We start from the raw sequence: 24,823 nt of genomic DNA on the forward strand, positions 1-24,823 counted from the left end.
AAGAGGGAGGTGAAGCGGCATGAACATCGGGCAAATCTATGAGGACTATTTTCTGGATGTCTATAAATATGTGCGCGGCCTGTCGGCGAGCGACATGGTTGCCGAGGAGATCACACAGGAAACCTTTTTTCGCGCCATGCGGTCGCTGGACAGCTTCCGCGGAGACTGTGATGTGCGGGTATGGCTGTGCCGCATCGCCCGCAACTGTTACTTTACCTACCTGAAAAAACAGAAGCATGTGACTGGAAATGAAACGGATTTTGACTTGATGCCGGATGTCACAGATATCGAACAGCAGCTGGTGGATAAAGACTGTGCCTTTGCCGTGCATCAGGCACTGCATGCGCTTCCCGAACCGTATCGCGAGGTATTCACGCTCCGCGTGTTCGGCGAGCTGTCGTTTTCACAGATCGGCGCACTGTTCGGCAAGACAGACCACTGGGCATGTGTGACCTACCACCGCGCCCGGCAGAAGATTCAGAAGCAGACAGGAGGGATATCATGAAACGCATCGATTGTGAGGTCATCCGCGACCTGCTCCCACTGTATGTGGAGGATATGGCGAGCGAAGCGAGCCGCAGGCTGGTTGAGGACCATCTGGAAGAGTGCGAGGACTGCCGCCGTGAGTTGGAGGAAATGCGCGCCGGAGACGCAGAGAAGAAGCCGGTGTACAGTGCGGAACCGCTGCGTGAGCTGCGGAGGAAACTGCACCGACACACCGCAGTTGCTGTATCTGTAACAGTATTTGTAATGATTTGTATCGGTCTTCTGATCTGGAGCCTCTGCATAGACGGTTCAGATGCATTTGGATATAGCTTGCTTGCTATGTATTTGGTTCTCCCTCTGGCGAGCTGTGTCTGCTGCATATTTGCAGGCAGATCGGGCAGCAGGTTGAAATGGATTGTGCCGCTGTTGTTTGCTGTTGGCACCGCTGGGGGGATATATTTTATATTTCATTCTTTTGAACTGTTTTATGTCACGGCTTTTGCACTTGTTCCGGCGCTGATTGGGATTGGTATCGGCATTGCCATCAGAAGATCAGAATTGTCGGAGGGTGAACGGCGTGCGAGCACATGGACAGCATGGGCACAGCGGCACAGACAGGCAGCAGGTCTCATCCGGGTGGCAGGCGTCACCACAATTGTGCTGATTTGTCTGCTTGCCGCGATGCACGACGATGGTATGCTCACGGTGGTGCTGTCGATGCTGCTTCTGCCGGTTGTCGCACTGGTCAGCTCATTGGCAGCGGGGCGGTCGGATAGTAGGTATAAATACCTCGTTCCGCTGGTATTTCCCGCCGCTGTGCTGTGTACACCGCTCCGATCGTGGTTCGGCGGCATGTACCTGGTGCTATTTATTACAGTCCCTGCACTGCTCGGTCTGGTGATCGGGCTGATTTTGTACCGGTCCCGCAAAAAAGAGTAAAAAAAGCCGGGCTGCGTTTGCAGTCCGGCTTTCAGGATAGAAGGGGAAAATCAATTTAACGATCGAGATATCTGCCGTCGTACCGCGTTGTGTGGAACGGATACGAATAGGTGGAGGCGCGAACGCCTGTGCCTGCCAGCGTGTCAAGCAGATTGCGCACCAGATTCATATTGTGGTCGCGCTGGGCAAGGCTGATCTTCAGATACCCGCGGTACGAGCTGACCAGCACGCCCCACGGCTGGTAGGCGCACGGCAGGATCGCACTGTAATCAAGGATATACGGCTTCATGCTCTCCGGCACATTGAATGCGCCGATGTTGGTCAGAATGAAGCTGTCGCGGCGGATATAGTTGCGCGCACGTGTGCGCATGGCCTGTTCCTTCTCCGCAATCGGCATATCCGAGTTGTGGATGGCAAAGACGTTGTCGCCGTTCTGCTTTGCCCACCATGCGCTGTGCTCCAGCGTGCGCTGGGTGTTGAAGTAATCACTGCAGCGGCGGCATGCTTCACCGAACGACAGGCTGTAATATTCCGGCAGGAACGGCAGATCGAGCAGAGAGACAAAGAAGTGTGTCGTCGGGCTGGGCACGAGCGGGCGCAGGTCCATCGGGATTTCCGCAACAATGGCTTCATCGGTGTTGTAGGTCAAATGCATTGCGCGGGAAAGTGCCGTCATGACAAAGGTCATCGGGGTGCCGCCGTTTTTCTTTGTGAATGCCTTGAGTTGGGAGAAGGGAAATGCAATTTCCGTAACCAGCTCGTTGGCATCCGTCGTGCTGTCATATTCCGGCATATGGAACGAAGGAATATCCGGATGATGGTTTGCGCCGGAGCGTGGCACATCATTCAGCAGTTCAAAGCCGTCTTCACATTCCTTCGGATCAAATTCTGTCTCACGCGTGCGGATCGAACCGTCATTTTCGACCGGATGACCGCACAGCGTGAGGTATTCAAACAGCACGCTGCGGATGAACTCATCAAAGCCGTGTCCGTCGCAGGTACAGTGCTGATACTCCATGATGATGGTATTGCGGCAGTAACCGCACAGGAACAGATATCCGTTGGTATCCGCCGAGCCCATCCAGTACGGGGAGACATGGTTCTGGAGCGGAAGGACAACCGGGGGTTTGTCAATGTAACGATAGGAATATGCAGTTTCGCCGCGCGTCAGGCCAACGGCCATCTGCGGGAAACGGATGAGCGCCAGTTCGAGCGCCTTCTGAAGAAGCTCCGGACGAACCGGCTCATTCATACGGATAATATGACGCGGTGAGGTAGTCAGATCACGGTGCGTTGCGTACATAAAAATATTGCCATAGGTGTCCACGTTGAGTACGGGATCTTTGCAAATGGTCATCATAACTAGAAATTCCTCCATACGGCGCAGGCACATGGCTTCGCCGCTTTGTCGGTGTGTTTTCTGCTTTGATTGTATTGTAAACGAACAAAGACGGAAATTATAGAGCATTATTCAACATAAATTCGTATGATGTTTGAAAGCAAAAAGGGAAAGTGCACAAAGTTATTGGTCAAAATTTGGGAATGTGTACAAAAATAATCACTACAGCACCAGGAATTCCTATATTGGGGGCAGTTGGGGAAATATACCGCAACACGCAAAAACAGGGGATTGCTGTCGAGCGGTTGCAGGTGGGAATGACTTGACTTTTTGGGGTGCGAATGGTATACTGAACAGGCTTCCAAGGGCGGTTCAAGGATCTCACATATTTTTGTAAGTCATTGCATGTTCGAGCGGATGGCCTACAAAAATATGTGATTTTTTTGTGCCGAGATGAGGGGGCAAACTTTTTGAATTGGAGGTACCTGGAATGAATCAGGGTACGGTAAAATGGTTTAACGCAGAAAAGGGCTACGGCTTTCTTTCCAACGATGAGGGCGGCGAGGATGTCTTTGTACATTTCTCCGCGATTCAGGTTGACGGCTACAAGACGCTGAACGAGGGACAGAAGGTTACGTTCGACGTAGAGCCGGATCCGAAGAACAGCAGCAAGATGCGCGCTGTCAATGTAAAGCCGCTGTAATAAATCAGACAAAAAGAAGAGGGGCAGTCCCAACCGGGACTGTCCCTTTTTTGCTGCGGAAATTTCAAAGGCTCAGAAATGCTTCAACTGATTTGCATCATCCAAAGGCTCCCAAACAGGGGGCAGCTTTTGTGCGTCTGCTCAGAACGGCATTGTGCGCTTGCGGAACGTGCGGCTTGCCAGCGCGAACAGCACGATGGCGATTGCCAGCAGGATCAGCGGAAGCAGACAGGATTGCAGATCGCTCTGCAAAATACCGGCGGGATTGATGAGCGTATACGGTGTGATGTACTTCAAATAGCCCAGTGAGCCGCCGAGATTGGCGAGCAGGCGGATGGTGTAAAACAGCAGGCAGGCTGCCGCACTGAGCGTCAGTGCACGACCCGTGCTGCTGCATTTGCACGAGAAGAAGAAGCACATGCCCGCAATGGCGAGCTGGAGCGCAAACACACAGGCGGTGAGCAACAGGAAGTGCAGCACCGCAAGATGTCCGGGATAGAAATATTCACACAGGACAATGGTCACGCCGCAGCAGATTGCCAGCATGAGAAACAGGTAGAACACCAGCACATTTCGCTGTGTCGCCGCAATTTTTTTGCGCGAATTGGGCGATGCCAGCAGATAGGACATTGTGCCGCGCGCGATGTGCCGTGCCATCAGCTGGATTGACAGGATGATGGTAAACAGCATCGGCAGCGCGAGCATCAGCATGCCGTACAGGTAATTGACAATGAATGCCGTGAAGGTATTGCCATATTCCGCCATGCCGAGCACAGTCATGGTCTGCGGCAGCGATTTGGTCAGGTCAGCCAGTGCAGCACCTGCCTCTGGGTCATACATGCGCACGACGGCAAAGGCATATACGCTCATCAGTGCAGTGCATACCAGCCACATCGGAAAGGCACGCTTGCAGCTGTATCGGAACAGGGGGAAATTCATTCGTCCTCACCTCCGTAATAATGCAGGAAAATCTCTTCCAGACTCTGTCCGGCATTGTCCAGTGTCATGACCGGATAGTTGACAAGGATGGAGAGCAGGCTGCGCAGATCGCGGTAGACGGCGATTTTCAGCATGCGTCCCTCTGCTTCGATGACACTGATATTTTCATGTTGAAGGGCATGTGCGGCTTCCTCGTTTTCCAACGTGACAATATAGACGCGGCGTTCTGTCCGGCGCAGCTCGTCCAGGGAGGAAACCGTTTCCAGACGCCCGTTCTTCAGAATGCCGATGCGGTCACAGGTTTTTTCCACTTCGCTGAACCGATGGGATGACATGAGGATGGTCTTGCCCTTTTTCTTTTCCTCCAGAATCAGATCGATAAAGGCGTGCTGCATGAGCAGGTCGAGACTTGCGGTCGGCTCGTCCAGAATCAGAATACTCGGGTCATGCATGAATGCACATACCAGCGCGAGCTTCTGCTTTGCGCCCTTGGACATGCGGCGGATGGGCTGACGCACATCCAACTCAAAGCGGTCAATCAGCTCCTTGGTGCGCCCCAAGGTTTTCATGCCGCGGTATTTCGCCATGAAGGACAGAAACGCTTTGCCGCTCATATCGGAAAACAGGCTGATATCGCCCGGCAGATAGCCGAGTGTTTCCTGAATCACCGCAGCAGATTCAAAACAATCGCGCCCTTCGATCTGGCAGGTACCGGATGCGGGTTTGACAAAACCCATCAGGTGCCGGATCGTTGTGGTTTTGCCGGAGGCATTCGGACCGAGAAAGCCAAAAACCTCGCCGGGTTCCACGGTAAAATGTAAGTCAAATACACCACGGCCGCGCCCATAGTCACAGGTCAGGCCGTTGACGTCAATAATACTCACGGAGAACCTCCCTTTCTTTTCAGCCGCAGCGCTTGCACTGCGGAAACTGCCTTTTCTATTATACTGGATTGCAGGCGGAGAGGAAACCCTTTTTCGACAGATTTTTGCGGTGCCTGTAACCGGAATTGCAGTGGAAAAGCAGGCCTCTGCCGATCATTTCGGCAAAAAATGGCAGAAAATTTCGTGAAAAATGAATAAATTCCAACGGCAATTTTTGTGAGGATTACAGAAAGATTACAATAATTACAATTTGGTAACACAAACGGCGGTTTTTATGGTATACTATAAAAAGTAACAAGATGGTAACAAGGAAAACAACAGGAGGACATCCATTGAACTTTCACTTGCGTAAACATAAAAAAAGAATCTTGTCCGCCGTCCTGTGCGGTTCTATGATGCTTTCCACAGGCGCGCAGACACTGGCATTTGACAGCGAGACCATTTTCTCCAGTCTGTTCGACGGTGCGCAGAGCAGCGCGACGGATCTGTCCGACAGCGGCTATGCGCTTCAGCGCCTCGGCCTGGTGGCGGGCGGCGAGGATGGCGACCTGATGCTGGATAAAATTGGATCCCGTTCGGAGGCGCTGACGCTGTTTATCGCCCTGCTCGGCGAACGCAATGCGGCAACTTCCGTGAGCTATTCGTATACCTTCCGCGATATTCCGGACTGGTTCGGCAATTTCGCCGGCTACGGTGTCTATCGCAGCTATACATCCGGCTACAGCGAGACTCAGTTTGGTTCGTATGATGCCGTTACCCCGCAGGCGTATGCAACCTTTATGCTGCGTGCACTGGGCTATGATACATCAGATTTCACCTGGTCGGCAGCACTCGATAAGGCTGTTGAAATCGGACTGTGTACCCGTCAGCAGGCGGACAAATGGTTGAATGAACCGTTCCGCCGCCAGGAGATCATGGAGATTTCCTATCTCGCACTGAGCACGAAGCTCAAGAACAGCGACTGTACGCTGACCGACAAGCTGATTGCAGCAGGTATTATTACAGCAGAGCAGGCAAAATCCGAACACCTTACCTTCGGCAAGACCTATCAGGCCAGCGGCAGCACGCAGCAGGCTGATACCTCCGGTTATACCGCATTGTCGGTCGGCAAGTATGAACTGCACAATGTCGGCAGTGGCAATGTCATGACGGTAAACCCGATCAGCAAACAGTCGGATGTCTACGTGACAGGCGATGCCAATTCGACCACCCAGCTGTTCAGCATACAGCAGAACAGTGATGGCAGTTTCCGCATCCTCAGCGCATCGAACAGTGCGCTGGCAATCGACGCCAATCCGAGCAGCGGTGCCGATATCATCCTGTGGACGGCAAACGGAACGGATTGTCAGGATTTTGTCGCAAAGAAGCTGTCGAGCGGCGCTTACGAAATCCGCCTCAAGGCGAATCCGAACATGGCGCTGACGGAATCGAGCAATGGCGATGTTCGCCTGTGCGCGTACACCGGTTCTTCGGCACAGCAGTGGAAGCTGTCCGACAACAGCGAGGACACTGCGGCAGCAACGGCAAAGCTGAAATCCATTATGAAGATTTATCCGGATGGCAAGAGTCTCGGCAGTGGTTATTCGTTCGGCGGTGCAGGTCAGTGCATGGGCTTTGGCCGCGAGGTATTTTACCGTATGTACGGCCAGACCGCAAAGTGGAGCTATGACGGCAGCCCGAAGAGCTCGTCGGATGGAAAGCTGTATACCGTCACAGCTCGTTCGTCGTCCTATTCTGCGGGCAGCATCAAGACGCTCATCAGCAAGGCAAAGCCGGGCGACATTCTCCAGATGGACTCCCCGAAGATGCACACAATGGTTTTCGTTTCCAGTGACAGCAACGGCTTTACCGTGTACGATGCAAACTGGACCGGGCCGAATGAGGTCAGCGTGCGCTATGTCAAGTACGGCGCATGGGCGAGCCGCAACAGCAACGGCATCTGCGTCCTGCATGCGGTCAATTATCCGAAGAGCTAATTTTATACACAGAAAACAGTAAGGCTGTCCTGCGAAAGCAGGGCAGCCTTTTTATGCGCCGGATGCAGGGCTGTCGCAGAGGAATGAAATTGTGCAGTCTGACTTTACAGCAGTTTCTTATGGATGATATAATGGTAAAAATGGCACAAAAAGACTGCGGAGGGAGGCGCAGCAGGTGCCGGGAAACAAAGGAGTGAAAATATGAAAAAGAGAGTGCTTAGCTTCCTGATGGCCCTTTGTATGCTGGTTTCCGTATTACCGACGGCACTGGCGACAGAAGTCGCAGGGAAAGCAGATGCAAAAGCGTTTACAGATGTAAGTGAAAGTGACTGGTTTTATCCATACGTACAGTTCGTCTATGAAGAAGGTCTGATGACGGGAACCAGTGACACAACATTTTCCCCGAAGTCCACGTTGGATCGTGCGATGGTGGTACAGATTCTGTACAGCTATGAAGGCAAGCCGGTTGTTTCGGGAGAAAATGCGTTTTCCGATGTCGCACAGGGCACATGGTATTATGATGCTGTGCAGTGGGCGAGTGCCAACGGCGTGACTTCCGGCGACGGCAAGGGACACTTTAACCCGAAGAAAAAGGTCAGCCGTGAGGAATTTGCACAGTTCCTGTATGCCTATACCGGAAAACCGGCAGTTTCCGGTTCGTTGGGGAAATTCCCGGACGGAGGAAATGCCTCCGGCTGGGCGAAAGATGCACTGCTCTGGGCGACTCAGAACGGTGTCCTGAGCGGCACAAAGACTGCGAATGGCGTGATGCTCAACCCGAAGGGTACGGCAACCCGTGCAGAGGCTGCTGCCATGCTCAAGAGCTTTGTCGGTAGCAATGTTACGGTATCGTTTGAATCCAACGGCGGTAGCGCTGTGAGCAGCGTGCAGGTGCAGCGCGGCACGACAGTCAGCAGACCGGAGAACCCCACGCGCAGCGGCTGGGTTCTGTTGGGCTGGTACAATGACGAGGAATGCAGCAGTGCGTTTCTGTTTGACGAAGAGCCGGTTAAAAAGGATATCACGCTGTATGCGGACTGGATAGAAGATGATGCGGACAGCGCGGCAGCTGCGTATGCAGCGAGACAGATTGTCATTGGATATCAGGACGGTGACTATGCGGATTCCGTAACAGGAAATATCTCCCTGCCGACATCGGTTGAGCAGGCAGATGGTGTTGTGGTTTCGTGGAGCAGCAGTGCGCCTGATGTGATCGCGGCGGACGGCACGGTTGTCCGCCCGGACGCGCAGGATGTGCAGGTTACACTCACCGCGACGGCGGAGAAGGGCGGCAAGAAGCAGACTGTTTCGTTTGATCTGATCGTTCTGCATAAGAATACACGCAACATCGAGGAAATTCCAAACCATTCGGTTGTCGATATTCAGAGCATGAACGACAGCCAGGCGGATATCATTTACAATGATGATGAGACACAGGTTGTTTCGATTGAAGGAAATTTCACCGATCTCACAGTAAACAATGTGGATGATGCGCTGGATGCCATCCAGAGCGTGCACAGCATTCTCGGACTGGCCAATGCCCGCGAGGAGATGCAGCCGCTTTCCATTTCCAGAGATGAATATGGCGCGGAATATACTTTCGATCAGGTATATCAGGGCTATCCCGTCTATGGCCTGCGCGTGACGGTCTCGGCAGATGAAACCGGTGTGACCGATTCGCTGAGCGCGGGCGTCTGCGCATCCACGAAGCTGGCGGATGTTTCTCTGACGCCGGAGGTCACACAGGAGGAGGCCGAAGCCGCCGCGGTACAGCAGTATGGCGGCGACTGCGCGGCGGATTCCGGCGCAACCGAGCAGATGATTTATGCGCTGGGTGCACATGAAGATGCGCCGGTGTTGGTGTATGCCGTCCGTGTTTCGGGACAGGACAGCACCGGAAGCTATGTAGATGAAACTGTTTTTGTCAACGCGGCAGACGGTTCGATTGTATTCAGCGATACCAACAGGATGGATGCCGAATCAAAGACCGGCAGCGGCAAAAATGAAATCGGTACAAAGGTTTCTTTTCCGGTTGCATTTACCTGGACAGACTTTTTCTTCTTCTATATGCAGGATCTGGAGAGAAATATCCAGATGTATACACAAAAATTGTTTATCGATTTTCGCATTGGCAGCGAATTCAATAGCTGGGGAGACAAGGCCGCAGTTTCTGCCTATACGAATATGATTCAGGTCTATGACTGGTATCAGTCCACATTGAATCGAACCTCCGTCGATAACCGGGGGAAAAAGCTGGATGTGCTTGTTCACGACGACAGCATGAATGACAATGCCTATTGGGATGGCTCCGGCATTGCTTTCTGTGACAACAAGAGCATTTCCTCCAGTACGACACCGGCTTCCTCGCTGGACATTGTGGGACATGAATATACACACGGTGTATTTGAATACACTGCCGGTGATCTGCCGTATAACAATACCATTACCGGCGCAATCAACGAGGGGTATGCGGATGTGTTCGGATGCCTGATTGAAGGAGACTGGCAGATAGGAGAGAACTGGCTGAGTGGACAGGATTATACCAATTATGGCAGAGATGCTGCGGATCCCACCGCGCACCGTGCGCCGGACAAGATGAGCAGCAGCTTCTATGCGCAGAATGAGGAGGAGCATACCAACTCGGCACTGGTCTACCATGCCGCTTATCTGATGGAACACTACGGCATGTCGAAATCGACGCTGGCCAGACTGTGGTATAAGTCGATGAGCATGGGCTATGATGCCAATGCGGAGTTTTATACCGTCCGCCGCAATGTCCTCAAGGCGGCGAAAAAAATGAATCTGTCCAGCTCGGAGATTCAGATTATCAAGCGCGCCTTTGACGAGGAAGAAATCTACGACAAGGGCACTGTGACAGGAACGGTCACAAATGTGGAAGGCAATGCAGTCCGCGGGGCGGAAGTTTCTGCTTATCTGGGCGGAGAGCAGATCGGTCAGACAACGACGGGTTCTGATGGAACGTATACGTTGGAGCTGGACAGCGATACCTATGTCCTCCATGTCAATGCCACAGGTTATGTGGAGTATACTGCTTCGCAGGAGATTACACGGAATACCACAAGCGTGCGCGATGTCGTGCTTGTCAAGGCGGGCAACGGCCTTGTCAGCGGCACTGTGGTCAGTGCGACCAGTGGACAGGCATTGTCCGGCGTACAGGTCAATGTCCGCAGCGGCTACAGCAACAAGGATGGCATGGTCATTGCGAATACATCGACAGATGACAGCGGTACCTATTCGCTGGAGCTGGAAGCGGGGTATTATACCTTCGAGATGTCGCTGGAAAATTATACGTCCAGCTATACGGATGTACTGGTACAGGGCGGAGAGACTGTTGCCATCAACGGTTCGCTGTCGCCGGTTCTGTCCGGTGATTCGTATCGTGTCGTGCTGACCTGGGGTTCCTCACCGTCCGATCTGGATTCCCATCTGGCAGGCACAGCCGGGGACGGTACATCGTTCCATGTCTATTACAGCAACAAATCGGCATATGACGCAAGCGGAGCGGAAATTGCCAATCTGGATCTGGATGACACCACGAGCTATGGACCGGAAACCATTACCTTCAAGGCGGATACAGACGGAAGCTACAACTATTATGTTTACCGCTATTCGTCCTCCGGTTCGCTCCCGGCTTCCGGTGCGAATGTCAAGGTATACAACGGCGACAATCTGATCGGCGATTACAACATCGATCCCACTGCGTCGGAAGACAACCGGTACTGGAATGTATTTGAGATACAGAACGGTATTTTCCGAACAGTGAATACCGTCACATCGAGTGCGCATACGTTTTCCTCCACAAAAAGTGCAGTGAAGGCTGTGGATGAAAACGCACCGAAGGCATAATCAAACCAATATGGACAGAACAGACGGGCGCCCTCTGCTTTATGCGGAGGGCGCCGGTTTTACACAACAAAAAAAGACGCATCAGAACTGACACGTCTTTTTTGGTATCCTGTTTTTGAGAAAAATTACTCTGCGGTGTAGGGCAGCAGAGCGATGTGGCGGGCACGCTTGATTGCCTCGGTCAGCTGACGCTGATGCAGGGCACAGGTGCCGGTCATTCTGCGGGGCAGAATCTTGCCGCGCTCAGACATGTATCTCTTGAGCTTTGCAACATCCTTATAATCAATAGCCTCAACCTTGTCTACGCAGAAAGAGCAAACCTTTCTGCGGCGGCGGCCGCCGCGGTTAGGGCGATATTCTCTTTTTTCTTCAGCCATTGTCGTAACCTCCTTATTCGGTAATCAGAACGGAACTTCGCCGTCGTCATCGGAAATCTCGCTGAAATCCGAGTCGCCTGCGGGCATGTCGAAGCTCGGCGCGGGGCGCGATGCCGGGGCCTGCTGCGGAGCGGGGGAATAGGAATCCTGATATCCGCCCTGGTAGCCCATATTGGACTCGCGGGACTTTTTGGTTTCACCAAACTGGATCTCATCCGCAACAACTTCAATCGACGTGCGATTGTTTCCGTTTTTGTCTTGCCAGCGTCTGGACTGGATGCTTCCGACCACGATTGCCATCATGCCCTTGGTAAACCACTGCGAAACGAATTCCGCCTGGCGTCTCCAGGCAACGATGTCGATAAAGTCGGTCTGGCGTTCTCTGCCGTTTCCGCTATAATTGCGGTCAACAGCGAGCGTGAACGTAACGACCGGAACATTACCGTTCGGGGTGTAGCGAAGCTCCGGGTCGCGGGTTAAGCGGCCCATCAGAATTGCCTTATTCAGCATATTCTTTCACCAGCCTTAGTCTCTGGAAATGATGATGGAACGCATAACGCCATCGGTGATCTTATAGATACGGTCAAGCTCAGCCGGGAAGGTCGGAGCAGACTCGAACTGGATCAGAGTGTAATAACCTTCACGCAGGTCATTGATCTCATACGCCATTCTGCGCTTGCCCCAGTCATCAACGGACTCGACGGTACCGTTCTTTTCGATCAGAGTCTTGAACTTCTCAACGATTGCAGCGATTGCTTCCTCACCGAGATTCGGGTTGACAATGAAGATTGTCTCGTACTTACCATTTACCTTTGCCATTTCAGCACCTCCTTTTGGACTTTGGCCCACACCCTTGTGTGTGAGCAAGGATACCTTTTTATTATATCGTTTTTGCGGGGCTTGTCAAGGAAAAATTTCGGGAATTATCAAAAAAATTTTTTGCGATTGTGCTTGACGAAGCAGAGTGAATGTGTTAGAATACCATCCAGATGCTAATGTGGCTCAGGGGTAGAGCAGCTCACTCGTAATGAGCAGGTCGTGGGTTCGATTCCCACCATTAGCTCCAATGTAAACCGTCTGAATCGTAAGATTCGGGCGGTTTTTTGCATTTTCAAGAGTATATAGATTTCCTAAAGAATCTACATGGGGTGAATTTTGGGTGAATGCCCTACAAAAACATGGATTTCAGGGGGGAGACGTGAGGGTCACAGGCTTTCAGCTTGCGGCTCTTTTTCTTTTTCAAACTGAGCTAAAACGCTGTGCCGGGCTTCGGTTGCTTTTGCCTGTGCTTCGATGATTGCGTGTGCGTAAATGTTTGCTGTGGTTGTGGCGTTGGCATGTCCCAGTTCGTTTGCAGTGGTTACCAGATCGGCACCGCCTGCGATCATGAGAGAAGCAGCAGTGTGCCGGAATGCGTGCGGATGGATATGTGGCAAGCCGTTTGCTCTGCTGAATTTACCCAACCAGTCGGTTACACTGTCCGGGAAGATGCACTTGCCGTTGTCCTGCGTGAACACATAGCCGGTGTCGTTCCATCTATCGCCGTTGGCAAGCTGTAATTCCCATTGTGCGCTACGGTGCTTTTTCAGGAGCTTCAAGGTCAAAGGAGACAGGGTAACGGTTCGCACCTTTCCTGTTTTAGTAGTGCCTGTATAAATGCCGCGCTTTGGGCTGTACAGTAATTGATGGTCAATTGTCCATGTACCGCTCGAAAAGTCGATATCTGACCACCGCATTCCACAGGCTTCCCCTCTGCGGCAACCCGTATCAATCAGCACATACACCAGCGTTTTCCATTTGAGCGGAGTTGATTCCAGAGCTTGAAGGATTTCCTCGATTTGTTCCGGCTGGAAATAATCGGGGTCGTGTTTTTGCAGTTTCGGCGGAGTTGCCTTTTCAGCGGCATTGTAGGGGACAAGCATTTCTTTCTCTGCCTGGGCAAGAACCGATGATATCAACGCATGATACGCAATAATCGTGCTGGGGGAGAGTGGTGCAGTGTCATGCTCCAACTTAAAAATATCGGTCAGCTTTGCACCCATTACAACAGCAATCAATTCCGCCTTTGTTTTGCTGATAGTTTTACCGCTGACAGCAGCCGAAACTGTAGCGGCAGACACGCCGGAGAGGCGAGCAATTTCAGCGCGGGAAAGATGTTTGCGCCGCAGCCATGCAGCCATATCAATGCGTGCAGTTGCTTTTCCACCGTCTGCCCGGATGCCCTGCTCTCCAAGGTTCTTGTAGAAGCTGTTGAGGTGTTGCGGGCGGATATCGGCAAGTTTCAGATGCCCTATAGCTTGATTGATTCGCGGCAGCAGCTTCCGGTAATTATCAATAGTGCGTGGCTTTATACCGGTGCGCTCCTTCAGGTCGATTACATAGGCAGCGTATTCAGCGAAGCTTTGCTTGTGGTCAATCTGATAACCCTGCTCAATCTCTCGCTCGAAGTCAGCGGCAGCACGAGCAAGGGCTTTTTCTGTCTGGCGGGCGGTCATCTTCGGCTCAGGCTTCCATGTCATCCGATGGCGTATCTGTTTGCCTGTACCGTCCAGTCCTCCCGCCACTGTGATGCGGTAGGTAATCCCGCCGGATTTGTTGCAGCGTTTTTCAATCGTAGCCATTGTTTTCACCTCCATAAGCAATGCATTCACGGTGGCGTGTGTTAGTCTTTTTTCCTCTGGTATTTAGGATTGCCCGCGAGCCCCTCAACACAATCTATAGCGATTTCTTGACCTGTGTTGTTAAGTTGTCCGAACTTATCAAGTAACTTTTGAGCCTTGATTGCATCGTAACCTCGTTTGAATTTCTCAACTTCTACGGCGATCTCCTGCGGTGATCTCGTTTCCTTCCAGCCCGGAGATACGGTGTCTCGGAAAGTATAGTCATTTTTTTCTGATCTTATAGAAATACCAAGCCTTTCGCGGATTACGCGCAATTTGCTTTCAAATTCTGCATATATTTCCTGCTGATAAAGGCTCTTTTCGATTTTCTCTAAAAATGGAATCAATAATCCATTTTCTATTGATTCAAATTCTGAACTACATACTTTCAAATATTCCGCACAGAAATCATTTAACAATAGCAAAAGTACTGCTTTTTTTTCGCTTTGATAGTATATTTCTTTGACTGAATAAGTGTCTATTATATCAATCATCGAAGAACAAATGTTGATAAAGGTGGCTATGCGCATTTTGCTTTCGTGTTCGATAGCCGATTGTAACGTACTGGGGCTTATATTGGCTGATTGAGCAAACCCTCTAACAGAATACCCCGCTTCATCAATAAACTCTTTCAATATACTGTACAGAATTTTATATTTTACCATTGCACACCTCCTAATTTAATATAATTAAAGCATACTGTGAACGAAAAATCAAACGATTTTATTTCATTTTCGTTTCATTGTTTGACATCGTTTATTTTTTCGTGTATACTGCAATTATAAACGATGAAATAAACGAATTTTGAAAGGGATGTGAAAATGGATATCAGTACAATTAAAATCGAATCCCTGATTGCTGCGCAGGGCATTACAAAAAAAGAACTCTCAGCACGATCGGGCATTTCGCGTCAAAGTCTCAGCACAATCGTAAGGCGTGGGACATGTGCACCAATAACCGCCGGAAAACTGGCAAGAGGGTTGAGCGTAGACGTAACAGATATTTTAGAAAACAGCAAAGGAGGTTAAACAAATGTCTGAAAAACAGATTTTAACCATCAGCGAAACAGTATGCCGTGCAAAGTCGGAAGGTTTTCCAATCAGCGAATACACGATCCGGCGAGCGGTGCGTTCTGGGGCAATCCCTTGTAGGATTGTTGGTAAAACTTATCTTATCGCATGGCAAAACGTTAAGCGTTGGCTGCTCTGTGAAGATGGACAGGATAACGCACCTATTGTTCCGTTGTCCGCTACCTCCGGCATCCGCCGTATACCGGAATGAGGTGTTGATAGTTGGCTGAGAAAAAATATTTTTGGCTCAAATTGGAAAGGGATTTTTTTCGCAGTAAAGCTATTAAGAGATTGCGCAAACAGGCGGGCGGAGATACATATACAATTATCGTTATGGAACTGCAATTGCAGGCAATTGGCTCAAATGGTCTGATAAAGCTCGAAGGCATAGAAAGCCCAGAAGAAGAACTCGCTCTTGAACTGGACGAAGAACCGGAAAACGTGAAAGTGGTATTGAATTACCTATTTCGCATTGGATGGGCTGAAATATTGGACGAAAACACCCTGTTTTTCCCCTGTGCAATCGAACGTACCGGCTCTGAAACGCAAGCGGCAGAACGTATGCGACAAATGCGAAGCCGTAACAATGTTACGCAAGTTTGTAACGCTGTTACACCCGCGTTACGCGAATTTTCAGAAAACGTTACGCTAGAGAAAGAGATAGAGATAGAGAAAGAGATAGAGATAGAGGATAAGCCAGCGGCTACCGCCGCAACCGCCCGCCCCTCTATTGACTATCAATCTATTCTGGATGATTACAACCGGACGTGTACACGATTACCGAAAGTAACGAAGCTATCAGATGCCAGACGTAAGGTGATAGCAGCAAGGCTGAAATCATACACGCCGGAGGAACTGCACAAGATATTCCAGATGGCGCAAGATTCCGATTTTCTTTGTGGCAAAAATAACCGAGATTGGTCAGCCTCTTTTGACTGGCTGATGAAGGATGCGAATGCCGCAAAGGTGCTGGATAGGCAGTATGAAAACAAGGACATCTTAAGAAATGGAGGAGATCAAAACGGAAAAGGTGGCTATTACGCAAGAATTTTCTCAGACCCAGAGCATAACCTTTGAAGGCTTTGCGAAAAGTCAGCAGATTATCACTGACATCACAAATGGACAGTGTGGCACACTGGGGCGTCCAGATTGCCCGGTATGCCACGGCAAAGGTTTTATATTCAAGGATGATTTGGACACGCTGACAAGGGTTCCTGTGTGGTGCGACTGTATTAAGGGGCCGCGGGCGGAACGCTGGGCGGAGCTGTCCGGTAATCCCAGGTTGAAAGAGCAAACACTTGACAGACTGGAAGAGTATGCGCCGTGGGTAGCATCCCTGAAAAAGAAAGCCTTTGACTATGTGGAGCATATCCGGCAGGGTTCTTCAGGCTGGTGGTATCTGTCTGGACAATCTGGATGTGGTAAAACGCATACTTGCAGCGGAATCTTTCTTGAACTGATGAAGCAGGGAAAACGCGGTGAATATGCCAGCTGGGGTAAAACTATGCGGAAGCTGTCGCAGGCAAAGTTTAAAGGTGATGTTTACGAATCTATATATAATCGGCTGGTAAATACGCCCCTTTTGTACTGGGATGATTTTTTCAAGAAACGGGCGGGACGTACGCCAACAGATGATGAGTTTGATTTTTCCTTTGAAATTATCAATGAACGGTATAACGACCCGGATAAAATAACCCTGTTTTCTTCGGAAATACATATCCAGAATGTTGTATCAAATTTTGATGAAGCAACAGGCGGGCGTATTTATGAACGATGCGACAATGGCGGATTCTGGACGCATGTTGACGCTGATCCGAATAAGAACTATCGGACAAAAATATGAGCAGCTTCAGAAAACTCAAGGTTGCAAACCGACTGTTGAAAAAAGTTGAGATTAAAAGCCTGCAACAACCTGAGAAACCCCAAATCGGCTACTCAATAGTTGAGAAAAGTTTAGACAAAAACATCCATATCGTAAAAAAATACAGGAGGATTTTATTATGAAGTACACACACAATGCAGACGGCAGCACCACTATCCATTACACCAAGGCAGAAGCGCAGAAGCACCAGCACTATCGTGGACGCTGTGAGGAGATGTTGAAACGGTTCAGCCATCCGGACGACATGGAGCGCGTTTATAACGTTCTGGTCGCGCTGGCTGAGATCGGCTCGGAGGAGAATACAGATACATTTGAGCAGAGAGGTAAATTAGAATGACCCGACGAGAGAAATACTGTATTGAGGCGCGCGGCCTTGTGGAAGTCAGGTTTGCTCCGTGGTTGATGTGATCGGCGGTGCTAACCTATGACAGTATCATTCACAGTACCCGGCGAGCCGCAGGGCAAAGGCCGGCCGCGTTTCTCCAGCCGGAACGGACGTACATTCACCCACACGCCAGAGAAAACCGTGCTGTATGAAAATCTGGTTGCCACAGAATATGACATACAGGCAGACGGTTACCGCTTCCCTGATGGCGCAATGATCGGCATACAGGTATGTGCATATTACAGCATCCCTAAGAGTGCCAGCAAACGCAAGCAGGCTGCAATGCAGGCGGGCGATATCAAGCCGACAAAGAAGCCGGATGCAGATAACATACTCAAATGCATTGCGGACAGTTTGAACGGCATCGCATACCGTGATGACGCGCAGATCGTGACCGCAACCATAGAAAAGCTGTATAGCGATGTACCGCGCGTAGAAGTTACATTATTTGACTGGACATAAAGAAAACCGTCCGACAGGGGCACATGCTCCCGCCGGGCGGCTTCCGTCTTTTTCGGATGATCTTGTTATATTCGATTATATCACCGGAAAGGATGGCTTGCAATGGACTATGAAGCAATGGCGAACGAAGAACTTGCGGTACGTGCGCAGGAGGGCGACACAGAAGCGGAAAACGTGCTGTACGAAAAGGTATACCGTCTGATCTACAAGCTCTCTCAGCGGTGTTTGACGCTGTGTGGCCGTGCTGGCATCGGCGAAGACGATCTCATGCAAGAGTGCTGGATCGGCTTCCATAACGCCGTGATGGGCTACCAGAGCGGCAGAGGCATGTTCAGTACATACCTGGGATTTCATATTAAATCAGCCTGTATGCGAGCACTGAATATCCATGACGGTAAGATGCGCGTTGTGCCCACAGTGTCCATTGATACGCCTGTGAAGGACGGCGAAGATATCACGATTGCTGACATGATCGCAGACGAAAGCATAGATGTGACCGGCGGCGCGGAGATTACAGACCTTCAGCGTGTCGTGCGCGGTGCGGTCGCCCGCCTGACCAAGCGAGAGCAGGAGCTTGTCCATGCTGTATATGTGCAGGGTAAAACCGCGACGGAGTGGGGGCGCACCGAGGGCATCAGCAGCTCCAGAAGCAACCAGCTTCAGCACAAGATGTTCCGCAAGCTGAAACGTGACCCAGCGATAAAGGCCTTTGAGCCGTATTACATCCGGGAGGGCAGCGAGAGCGACAGGCACAGCCAGTTGTGGGACGCAGAACGCCGGATACGCTGGCACGATGACCATGAAGTGATTGAACGCCGCATAGATGACGGCATATCCCTGTATCTGGCATGGTGTTCCGATAATAGCATACAGCCGGATATCGCCGGACACCGGCGGGAGCTGGTCATGCGGGAAGCGGCGCAGCTTAACAAAACTTAACATTCAAAAAAACCGTGGTCTGTATATGAACAGGCGTCTGAAGCCAGAGCGAAGCTAGAGAAAACGGGGGCATATCTCCCTCCCTGGGGCGACGCTGACCTTCATACGGCGTACTGCACAAATATCTCGCGCAGAAAAGAACGAACCCCGAGCGAACTCCGAGAAATCGTACCTTGAACAGAGAGCGAACAGAGAGAAATTACACTCTCCGGTAGTACAAAGATGCTCCAGAACAGGGTAATCCATCCACACACCGACGGAGCATTTTGTCCCGGTTTCACATTAGATTTAGGCATCTATAGCAAGTAGGTGATACCATGAAAAAACACAGCAGTAAAAAGACACATGGAACTGTAGAACGGTCTGCCAGAATAGACAGTTTTGACGCTGCAAAGCGGGGCTTTCCCCGCTTTCTGTTTGCAAGCGTAGGGAATAAATCGGTCGTATTGGACTGTGATTATGAGTGCGTGTATATGGGGCGATACGAACAGGAATTCGTTCACCTGGGATATCCGCATAGCGCATGGCATGTAACGCTGGAGCTGGCACGGCTCAACAACGGTTTCGGCGGATCGCGGGTGTTCTGGGTGTGCCCCTGCTGCGGCAGGCGTTACCGATATTTATATTTCGTCAGTAAAATGTTTGTGTGCAGGAAATGCGGGCATTTGAATTACGCAGTACAGCAGCACACAAAGGATGCTTTGAGCTATTACGACAAGGGTATAAAGCTTGCCTCCGCAAAGCTGGGTTGCTGCGATATATCAGACGCTTTTGAATTTGGCCGACGGATACCGGACAAGCCGAAGGGAATGCACTGGACAACGTATTACAAGATTTTAGGCAGATACATGCGGTATCAAGATACGTATAACAGAAAGACATTAGCAGAAATAGGACGCATACTCGGACGGCTGGGAGGATGATTTTTCAGGTCAGATTGAGAAAGGGACAAAACAGGAACAAAAATTGAACAAAAAACCGCTGAAAAAATTACTGATTCTGGCGCGCATTTCAGCAATTTGAGCAGTCCTAAAAAGGCAATCACGTGGAAGGTTGTGGGTAGATAAGGTTTTGGAAAGGGTATGAGGGAATCAATAGTTCAGTAAGATCAAACTTAAAAAGAGCAATTGATTTGTATAATTCTCCAGTTCTCGGCCAAAACTTAAAAAGTCTATGAAACAGGATTTTCAAGAATGTGTAAGAACGGAGGCACGGCTATGATACCTAAAAATATAGCTCAAAAGCTCCGCGAATTGGGTGAAATCTGTGAAAAGTATCCCAACGCAATTCCGGTAGATGTCGTGGCAGAATTCAACGGGACGCACCCGGAATCTCTGAGAAATTCTCTCAAAGAGGGTTCTTGTCCGTTCGGCTACGCATGGAATCGCGGAAGCCGGTCGGGATTCTGTATTCCGACCCTAAGGTTTTACCTGTGGGTTACAGACGGGAAAGGATTGCCTGACGAGTGATAAACGCAACAACACCCGCCGGACATGTGCCTATGCGGGTGTATGTTATCCTCTTTTTGTTAAAAAATTTCGGAGAAACCCACGCCGGACGTGTGCCCGTGCGGGTGTCTATCATGTTGTCAATGCAGCTTTTTCAGTGCGGCCCGAGCACTCCGTTCTCCTTTTGCTCGACCATACTCAAAGGCAAGGCAGATAGCGCCGGTAGAGTCTTCTTTGGACATGCGAGCCAATTCAAATGTTTCGCTCAGGCTCATCTGATACGGTGTCGAAAAATCGTACTTGATGCCGGTGCGCCTGATATAAGCGCGGATTTTCTCAATACTGCTCATTCCTCGGCCTCCTTCCTCAACAACTGAACATTGAAGAAACTGGCAGCCGCCTGAAATCCGCGAAAGGTCAATGCGTTGAGAGTATAATCCCCTATGCCGTAGCCGTTGGCATAATATCCCGGACGGCTGGTGTTTATGCGGTGGGCGTGTTCAACGGCGGATTTCCCGAAAAGGACAGCTACCCGATAGTCTGGCACCCCGTTTTCAGTGCCCAATAGTACGGCCTCCTTATCAAACAGGGCTTTTACTTGGTCTTTGTTTAACACATCCATGATATTTCTCCTTGCTTCCGGCGGGAGATCATGCTAGAATATAAGCACAATCTCCCTGTATGGGTAGGTTTACAGGCTCTTTCCCTTGGTTTACCAGACGTTGGGGAAAGGGCTTTTCTTATGCCAGGACAAACCGGCAGGTTGTTGTCTGCTTGATGTACTCGGCATACAGGTCAGGGCATTCAGCCTTGAAACGCTTGCTGTCAAAGCGGCTGCTGTTGACGTTCTTCCAGCTTGCTTTCCATCCGTTGCCGGAGATCGTTTCCTCACCACGGTCAATCATAACACCCTTGATGGTGTCCTTGATTGCTTCCGCTTCTGCCTGAAGCTCTGAAATCATGCTCTGCAGCTCTCTCAGCTCAGCTACCTTGCTGTCCAGTTCAATAATGCTCATGATGTGTACCTCCTTTGGTATTGTGGAACTGATCGGCAGCCCTCCAAGCATCTTCCTGACTGTTGCCCGTAGGCTCACGCGGTATATGGCTTGAAGTATCGGACGCTTTCGGCCTTGACGGCTTGGTTACCGCTTCTTCCGGCTGCTCTCTGTTCCCTTGCTGTGATTATATTGTACTATCTTTAGTACATATATTCAATTGGCAGAGTGTACAATCTTTAGTACATAATTCTGTGCATCTTTGTTCTTGCTTTAGTACACATAATGGTGCTATACTGTGTACAGTGGAAAAATGTCCACAGAAAGGACGTGTTTTTATGGGAATTAGATATGACAAGCTTTTTTTACTAGTCAAAACTAGAGGAAAAACCGAGTATTGGCTACGCCAAAATGGCATCAGTCCATCTATTCTCAATAAACTAAAGCACCAAACCGGCGGGCTTGATGCTCGTACCATTGAAAAACTGTGTCGCTTGCTGGAGTGCCAGCCCGGCGATATCATGGAGTATGTGGACGACGCACCCGCCAACGACAAGGAGGAATAACAATGCCAATAGTGCATTCTGGTAATCATGTGTGTGAAGGATGTCGCAAATCGTTTGAATGGAAGTTCTTCCAGATGAGCCGTAATCGTGCGGAAGCGATACCTGAATCAATTCCAAAAGAAGCGTTGGTTCACGCTTTTGAACCAAACTACAAGGGAGGGTATAGTGTTGCTGTGAATTGCCCATACTGCGATCACGATAACTTTTTTACGTTTAATGAGGAATAAGCTAACTGACAACGAAATTCGTTGCCAGTCCAATCCCACACAGAGCAGACCCACAGCGGCCTGCTCTTTTTCTTCGTACGAAAAACGTACGCACAGCCGGTCGGCTGAAAATTTAGCTGCCACCCTTTTTAGAGCCTGAAAAATCTGAATATACGCCCGCCAGTAGGTGAATCCAATTTTGGATTGACCGAACGTGCTCAATTTTGAGCAATAGCTAAAGTACGAAATTCGTTCTTTTGACTGCACAAATTCGTGCACTCTTCATTTGTGGGTATAAGAAAATTTGAAACCGTAACCACAAGTAAACATATGTCAACAGCTGACAGTGTCAATGCGTACCCGGCAGGCACACACTCAATCAGAACACCTGTTCTTTCAAGCGTCAGCGCCCCTTCCTGCGCGTTTCTTCGGCTCGTGGTGTAATTTTCATGTCTGGTAGGTAAAATGCAATGTAGGGCATCTACGGGCAAAAAAGAAAAGCAGGGCTTGCCCGTGTGGAGCTGTCGCCCTGCTATCTTTAATAAGTATTAGAAATCAAATCTGTGGAATGATCTAATTCTGTACCGCGCTCTAATATCGATATATAATCTGCAAAAATATATTTTTTGTTTCTTGTCCGATCTGGAGTAATGTCCTGCAGAATTGACATTGCCGAAAACTTGTCTAACAACGATCCGGCTGTGGGATTAGAAACCTTTAACATTTGTTCTACTTGCTTTCTTGTTATAATTGGTTCTGTAAATAACAAATCCAGTAATTTTTGTTCGTTATTTGCAATACCTCCATTAACAGACAGGAGCATTTGAGACAAATTCGTTTTTAACCCTATAATATCTTTTGCAGATTTCGTGGATTCGTCAGAAACTTCGGCAACACCTTTTAAGAAAAATTTAATCCAATTTTCCCATTCACCCTTTTTTCTGACATCCATTAAGCGATCATAGTATTCCGTTCGGTTTCTCTTAAAATAATAACTCAAATATAATAACGGTTGATTCAAAATCTTTTGTTGACACAGCCAAAATGTAATCAATAGACGCCCCATGCGTCCATTACCATCCAGAAACGGATGAATTGTTTCGAATTGTGCATGGATCATCGCAATTTTAATCAATGCTGGAATATAGTGGGATTCATCATAGAAAAACAATTCTAAATCTCCCATCGCCTTATTCATTTCTGGAACTGATGGAGGGACAAATGTCGCTGTGCTCAACGTACATCCTGCAGGACCGATCCAATTCTGAGACGTTCTAAACTCGCCTGGATTTCTATGGCATCCGCGAACTCCTTTGAGAAGTTCTGCGTGTATATTACGAATTAATCGGAGACTCAACGGAAAATGTTCCAATTCTCTCAAACCGTAATTCATCGCCGCTACATAATTGACAACTTCTTCAACATGGTTACGTTTCTCGGTTACATCCAGATCTGCATCAAATTCCAGTACATCCACAAGAGATGCTTGAGTTCCTTCGATCTGCGAGCTTAGCAATGCTTCTTTTTTTACGTACATTGCAATAAACAGCTCCGGGTCCGGCAATATTTCTGTAACTCCATCAAGTCTACCTAATTTTCTATCAGCAATAGATAAAAGATTCTGCATCTCTGGATCGATCATAACCGGAGGCTCAGGTGGTAAAGGTTTTGGAATAAAGCACTGATAACCATTGGTGTTATCCATAAAAATCCCTGCCCTATTGTTCATACTTTTCCTCCTCATTCTACTAAAATGCTCTTGCGTTATTACTCATAATATGACGAATAATTAAAAAAATCAAGGTTATTTTTTAATTAAGTCGTTAGAGCATCGGCGTAATTAAATTATTCTTTACTTAAACATCTCTAATTTTCAACTAATTAAAAAATCAAGGTTATTTTTTAATTAAGTCGTTAGAGCATCGGCGTAATTAAATTATTCTTTACTTAAATATCTCTAATTTTCAACTAATTAAAAAAATCAAGGTTATTTTTTAATTAACAACTTATCTATTATTAATTTCGACAACGATTTTTATTTAAAGGGGTGAATTTGGGGTGAATCACCCCAAAGACAGACAGCGAACACCACAGAAATACAACAAGTAAACCTCTGTATTTTGCTTTAAAACCCTGTATTTTGTACTGCTTGCGGGCATTCAATAAGAAAAATGTATAGCTCGTAATGAGCAGGTCGTCGGTTCAAATCCGACCATTAGCTCCACACAAACCGCTTGTTTCTCCGGAAATGAGCGGTTTTTTGTATTTTATTGGGCGATTGGATGCGGAAATGAGGCGGCTGCACCGTCGCTTACCGGATTCGGAATCGAGTTTCCTCGATGACATCCTGTTCCTCTGCGTGCAGAAATGTAACGTTTGCGCCGGGCAGAGTGCGGAGATAATTGACATAGGCATCGACAGCGGCATCTTCTCCCTGGACTTCCAGTTCGACGTCACCGTCATCCAAATTCCTGACCCAGCCCGTCAGCTTATATTGCTGGGCACCCATTTTGGCGCGAAAACGCAGGCCAATGCCCTGTACGCGCCCGGAAAGGACAAGCCTCCAACGTGTCAGCATAGAACATTCCTCCTTCCTTTTAGTATATCCGATCCACCGCTCACGTCAAGTGTGCACCTGTCTACGCCTTTTGGGGAAGGCAATGTGCGTGATCTGACGATGTTCCACGAAAAAAGACGAAG

The 24,823-nt window shown here is 49.3% G+C and carries 28 protein-coding genes and 1 tRNA gene; 16 read left to right on the forward strand and 13 right to left on the reverse strand.

Annotation, left to right across the window (positions count from 1 at the left end; all coding sequences use genetic code 11):
- Positions 1 to 19: 19 nt before the first annotated feature.
- Positions 20 to 505, forward strand: a complete 486-nt coding sequence (locus ACLM7Z_RS06365; RefSeq protein ID WP_087018761.1) for an RNA polymerase sigma factor — start codon at positions 20 to 22, stop codon at positions 503 to 505.
- The gene (locus ACLM7Z_RS06370) at positions 502 to 1,425 is read left to right on the forward strand and encodes a zf-HC2 domain-containing protein (protein ID WP_087018759.1); all 924 of its coding nucleotides are present in this window, start codon (positions 502 to 504) and stop codon (positions 1,423 to 1,425) included. The genes ACLM7Z_RS06365 and ACLM7Z_RS06370 overlap by 4 nt, the downstream gene beginning before the upstream one ends.
- A 55-nt stretch (positions 1,426 to 1,480) precedes the next feature.
- Here ACLM7Z_RS06370 and ACLM7Z_RS06375 read toward each other — a convergent pair whose 3' ends face one another.
- Positions 1,481 to 2,785, reverse strand: a complete 1,305-nt coding sequence (locus ACLM7Z_RS06375; protein WP_435645706.1) for a hypothetical protein — start codon at positions 2,783 to 2,785, stop codon at positions 1,481 to 1,483.
- A gap of 469 nt (positions 2,786 to 3,254) precedes the next feature.
- Here ACLM7Z_RS06375 and ACLM7Z_RS06380 point away from each other — a divergent pair, with 469 nt between their 5' ends.
- Complete coding sequence (locus tag ACLM7Z_RS06380) at positions 3,255 to 3,467, forward strand: cold-shock protein (RefSeq protein WP_087018754.1); 213 nt, start codon at positions 3,255 to 3,257, stop codon at positions 3,465 to 3,467.
- Between the two features lie 141 nt (positions 3,468 to 3,608).
- Here the strand turns inward: ACLM7Z_RS06380 and ACLM7Z_RS06385 are convergent, their stop codons facing one another.
- A complete protein-coding gene (locus ACLM7Z_RS06385; protein ID WP_435645707.1) occupies positions 3,609 to 4,406 on the reverse strand; it encodes an ABC transporter permease subunit in 798 nt (265 codons plus the stop codon).
- Positions 4,403 to 5,290, reverse strand: coding sequence for an ABC transporter ATP-binding protein (locus tag ACLM7Z_RS06390; protein WP_087018750.1), 888 nt, complete (start codon positions 5,288 to 5,290; stop codon positions 4,403 to 4,405). The genes ACLM7Z_RS06385 and ACLM7Z_RS06390 overlap by 4 nt, the downstream gene beginning before the upstream one ends.
- Before the next feature lie 332 nt (positions 5,291 to 5,622).
- Between ACLM7Z_RS06390 and ACLM7Z_RS06395 the strand changes: the two genes are divergently transcribed.
- Positions 5,623 to 7,266 (forward strand): RICIN domain-containing protein, encoded by a 1,644-nt coding sequence (locus ACLM7Z_RS06395; RefSeq protein ID WP_435645708.1) that lies wholly within the window; start codon positions 5,623 to 5,625, stop codon positions 7,264 to 7,266.
- Between the two features lie 201 nt (positions 7,267 to 7,467).
- A complete protein-coding gene (locus tag ACLM7Z_RS06400; protein ID WP_435645709.1) occupies positions 7,468 to 11,133 on the forward strand; it encodes an S-layer homology domain-containing protein in 3,666 nt (1,221 codons plus the stop codon).
- A 125-nt stretch (positions 11,134 to 11,258) separates the two neighbouring features.
- Here the strand turns inward: ACLM7Z_RS06400 and rpsR are convergent, their stop codons facing one another.
- Genes rpsR through rpsF form a run of 3 tightly spaced genes read right to left on the reverse strand, consistent with a single transcriptional unit; the run spans position 11,259 to position 12,329 of the window.
- Positions 11,259 to 11,510 carry a 30S ribosomal protein S18 gene (rpsR, locus tag ACLM7Z_RS06405; protein WP_087018745.1) on the reverse strand — a complete coding sequence of 84 codons (252 nt, stop codon included), beginning with the start codon at positions 11,508 to 11,510 and terminating at the stop codon, positions 11,259 to 11,261.
- Between the two features lie 24 nt (positions 11,511 to 11,534).
- Positions 11,535 to 12,020: a single-stranded DNA-binding protein gene (locus tag ACLM7Z_RS06410; RefSeq protein ID WP_087018742.1), complete on the reverse strand. Its 486-nt coding sequence runs from the start codon at positions 12,018 to 12,020 to the stop codon at positions 11,535 to 11,537.
- Between the two features lie 15 nt (positions 12,021 to 12,035).
- Positions 12,036 to 12,329 (reverse strand): 30S ribosomal protein S6, encoded by a 294-nt coding sequence (gene rpsF, locus ACLM7Z_RS06415; protein ID WP_087018740.1) that lies wholly within the window; start codon positions 12,327 to 12,329, stop codon positions 12,036 to 12,038.
- Between the two features lie 172 nt (positions 12,330 to 12,501).
- Between rpsF and ACLM7Z_RS06420 the strand changes: the two genes are divergently transcribed.
- Positions 12,502 to 12,576 (forward strand) — tRNA-Thr (locus tag ACLM7Z_RS06420).
- 139 nt (positions 12,577 to 12,715) lie between these two features.
- Here ACLM7Z_RS06420 and ACLM7Z_RS06425 read toward each other — a convergent pair.
- Both ACLM7Z_RS06425 and ACLM7Z_RS06430 read right to left on the reverse strand, forming a co-directional pair.
- The gene (locus tag ACLM7Z_RS06425; RefSeq protein WP_435645710.1) at positions 12,716 to 14,131 is read right to left on the reverse strand and encodes a tyrosine-type recombinase/integrase; all 1,416 of its coding nucleotides are present in this window, start codon (positions 14,129 to 14,131) and stop codon (positions 12,716 to 12,718) included.
- Between the two features lie 41 nt (positions 14,132 to 14,172).
- Entirely contained in the window at positions 14,173 to 14,835 is a 663-nt protein-coding gene (locus ACLM7Z_RS06430) for a hypothetical protein (RefSeq protein ID WP_435645711.1), read from the reverse strand.
- A gap of 156 nt (positions 14,836 to 14,991) precedes the next feature.
- On the opposite strand from ACLM7Z_RS06430, the gene ACLM7Z_RS06435 reads away from it, so the two are divergent.
- From ACLM7Z_RS06435 to ACLM7Z_RS06470, 8 genes are all read left to right on the forward strand, one after another.
- Positions 14,992 to 15,198 carry a helix-turn-helix domain-containing protein gene (locus tag ACLM7Z_RS06435; RefSeq protein ID WP_435645712.1) on the forward strand — a complete coding sequence of 69 codons (207 nt, stop codon included), beginning with the start codon at positions 14,992 to 14,994 and terminating at the stop codon, positions 15,196 to 15,198.
- Positions 15,199 to 15,202: 4 nt separating this feature from the next.
- Positions 15,203 to 15,451, forward strand: a complete 249-nt coding sequence (locus ACLM7Z_RS06440; protein WP_435645713.1) for a hypothetical protein — start codon at positions 15,203 to 15,205, stop codon at positions 15,449 to 15,451.
- Between the two features lie 11 nt (positions 15,452 to 15,462).
- Entirely contained in the window at positions 15,463 to 16,317 is an 855-nt protein-coding gene (locus tag ACLM7Z_RS06445; RefSeq protein WP_435645714.1) for a phage replisome organizer N-terminal domain-containing protein, read from the forward strand.
- A complete protein-coding gene (locus tag ACLM7Z_RS06450; protein WP_435645715.1) occupies positions 16,247 to 17,083 on the forward strand; it encodes a hypothetical protein in 837 nt (278 codons plus the stop codon). The genes ACLM7Z_RS06445 and ACLM7Z_RS06450 overlap by 71 nt, the downstream gene beginning before the upstream one ends.
- Before the next feature lie 157 nt (positions 17,084 to 17,240).
- Positions 17,241 to 17,459: a hypothetical protein gene (locus ACLM7Z_RS06455; RefSeq protein WP_087016570.1), complete on the forward strand. Its 219-nt coding sequence runs from the start codon at positions 17,241 to 17,243 to the stop codon at positions 17,457 to 17,459.
- An 87-nt stretch (positions 17,460 to 17,546) separates the two neighbouring features.
- The gene (locus ACLM7Z_RS06460; RefSeq protein WP_435645716.1) at positions 17,547 to 17,969 is read left to right on the forward strand and encodes a RusA family crossover junction endodeoxyribonuclease; all 423 of its coding nucleotides are present in this window, start codon (positions 17,547 to 17,549) and stop codon (positions 17,967 to 17,969) included.
- A 102-nt stretch (positions 17,970 to 18,071) separates the two neighbouring features.
- On the forward strand, positions 18,072 to 18,908 hold the full coding sequence (locus ACLM7Z_RS06465) for an RNA polymerase sigma factor (protein WP_435645717.1): 837 nt from the start codon (positions 18,072 to 18,074) through the stop codon (positions 18,906 to 18,908).
- A 317-nt stretch (positions 18,909 to 19,225) separates the two neighbouring features.
- Positions 19,226 to 19,831, forward strand: coding sequence for a hypothetical protein (locus ACLM7Z_RS06470; protein ID WP_435645718.1), 606 nt, complete (start codon positions 19,226 to 19,228; stop codon positions 19,829 to 19,831).
- Positions 19,832 to 20,496: 665 nt separating this feature from the next.
- On the opposite strand, the gene ACLM7Z_RS06475 is transcribed toward ACLM7Z_RS06470, so the two are convergent.
- The 3 genes from ACLM7Z_RS06475 to ACLM7Z_RS06485 form a co-directional block, all read right to left on the reverse strand.
- A complete protein-coding gene (locus ACLM7Z_RS06475; RefSeq protein WP_435645719.1) occupies positions 20,497 to 20,706 on the reverse strand; it encodes a hypothetical protein in 210 nt (69 codons plus the stop codon).
- Positions 20,703 to 20,978, reverse strand: a complete 276-nt coding sequence (locus tag ACLM7Z_RS06480) for a hypothetical protein (RefSeq protein ID WP_435645720.1) — start codon at positions 20,976 to 20,978, stop codon at positions 20,703 to 20,705. The genes ACLM7Z_RS06475 and ACLM7Z_RS06480 overlap by 4 nt, the downstream gene beginning before the upstream one ends.
- A gap of 118 nt (positions 20,979 to 21,096) precedes the next feature.
- The gene (locus tag ACLM7Z_RS06485) at positions 21,097 to 21,372 is read right to left on the reverse strand and encodes a hypothetical protein (RefSeq protein ID WP_435645721.1); all 276 of its coding nucleotides are present in this window, start codon (positions 21,370 to 21,372) and stop codon (positions 21,097 to 21,099) included.
- A gap of 317 nt (positions 21,373 to 21,689) precedes the next feature.
- Here ACLM7Z_RS06485 and ACLM7Z_RS06490 point away from each other — a divergent pair, with 317 nt between their 5' ends.
- Both ACLM7Z_RS06490 and ACLM7Z_RS06495 read left to right on the forward strand, forming a co-directional pair.
- Positions 21,690 to 21,917, forward strand: coding sequence for a helix-turn-helix domain-containing protein (locus tag ACLM7Z_RS06490; protein WP_435645722.1), 228 nt, complete (start codon positions 21,690 to 21,692; stop codon positions 21,915 to 21,917).
- 2 nt (positions 21,918 to 21,919) lie between these two features.
- Entirely contained in the window at positions 21,920 to 22,144 is a 225-nt protein-coding gene (locus tag ACLM7Z_RS06495) for a hypothetical protein (protein WP_435645723.1), read from the forward strand.
- Between the two features lie 517 nt (positions 22,145 to 22,661).
- On the opposite strand, the gene ACLM7Z_RS06500 is transcribed toward ACLM7Z_RS06495, so the two are convergent.
- Both ACLM7Z_RS06500 and ACLM7Z_RS06505 read right to left on the reverse strand, forming a co-directional pair.
- Positions 22,662 to 23,852 carry a Fic family protein gene (locus ACLM7Z_RS06500; protein ID WP_435645724.1) on the reverse strand — a complete coding sequence of 397 codons (1,191 nt, stop codon included), beginning with the start codon at positions 23,850 to 23,852 and terminating at the stop codon, positions 22,662 to 22,664.
- 582 nt (positions 23,853 to 24,434) lie between these two features.
- On the reverse strand, positions 24,435 to 24,701 hold the full coding sequence (locus ACLM7Z_RS06505; RefSeq protein ID WP_435645725.1) for an acylphosphatase: 267 nt from the start codon (positions 24,699 to 24,701) through the stop codon (positions 24,435 to 24,437).
- Positions 24,702 to 24,823 lie beyond the last annotated feature (122 nt).

Origin of the sequence: Butyricicoccus porcorum, from assembly GCF_051246315.1 — a bacterium.
GTDB lineage: Bacteria > Bacillota > Clostridia > Oscillospirales > Butyricicoccaceae > Butyricicoccus_A > Butyricicoccus_A porcorum.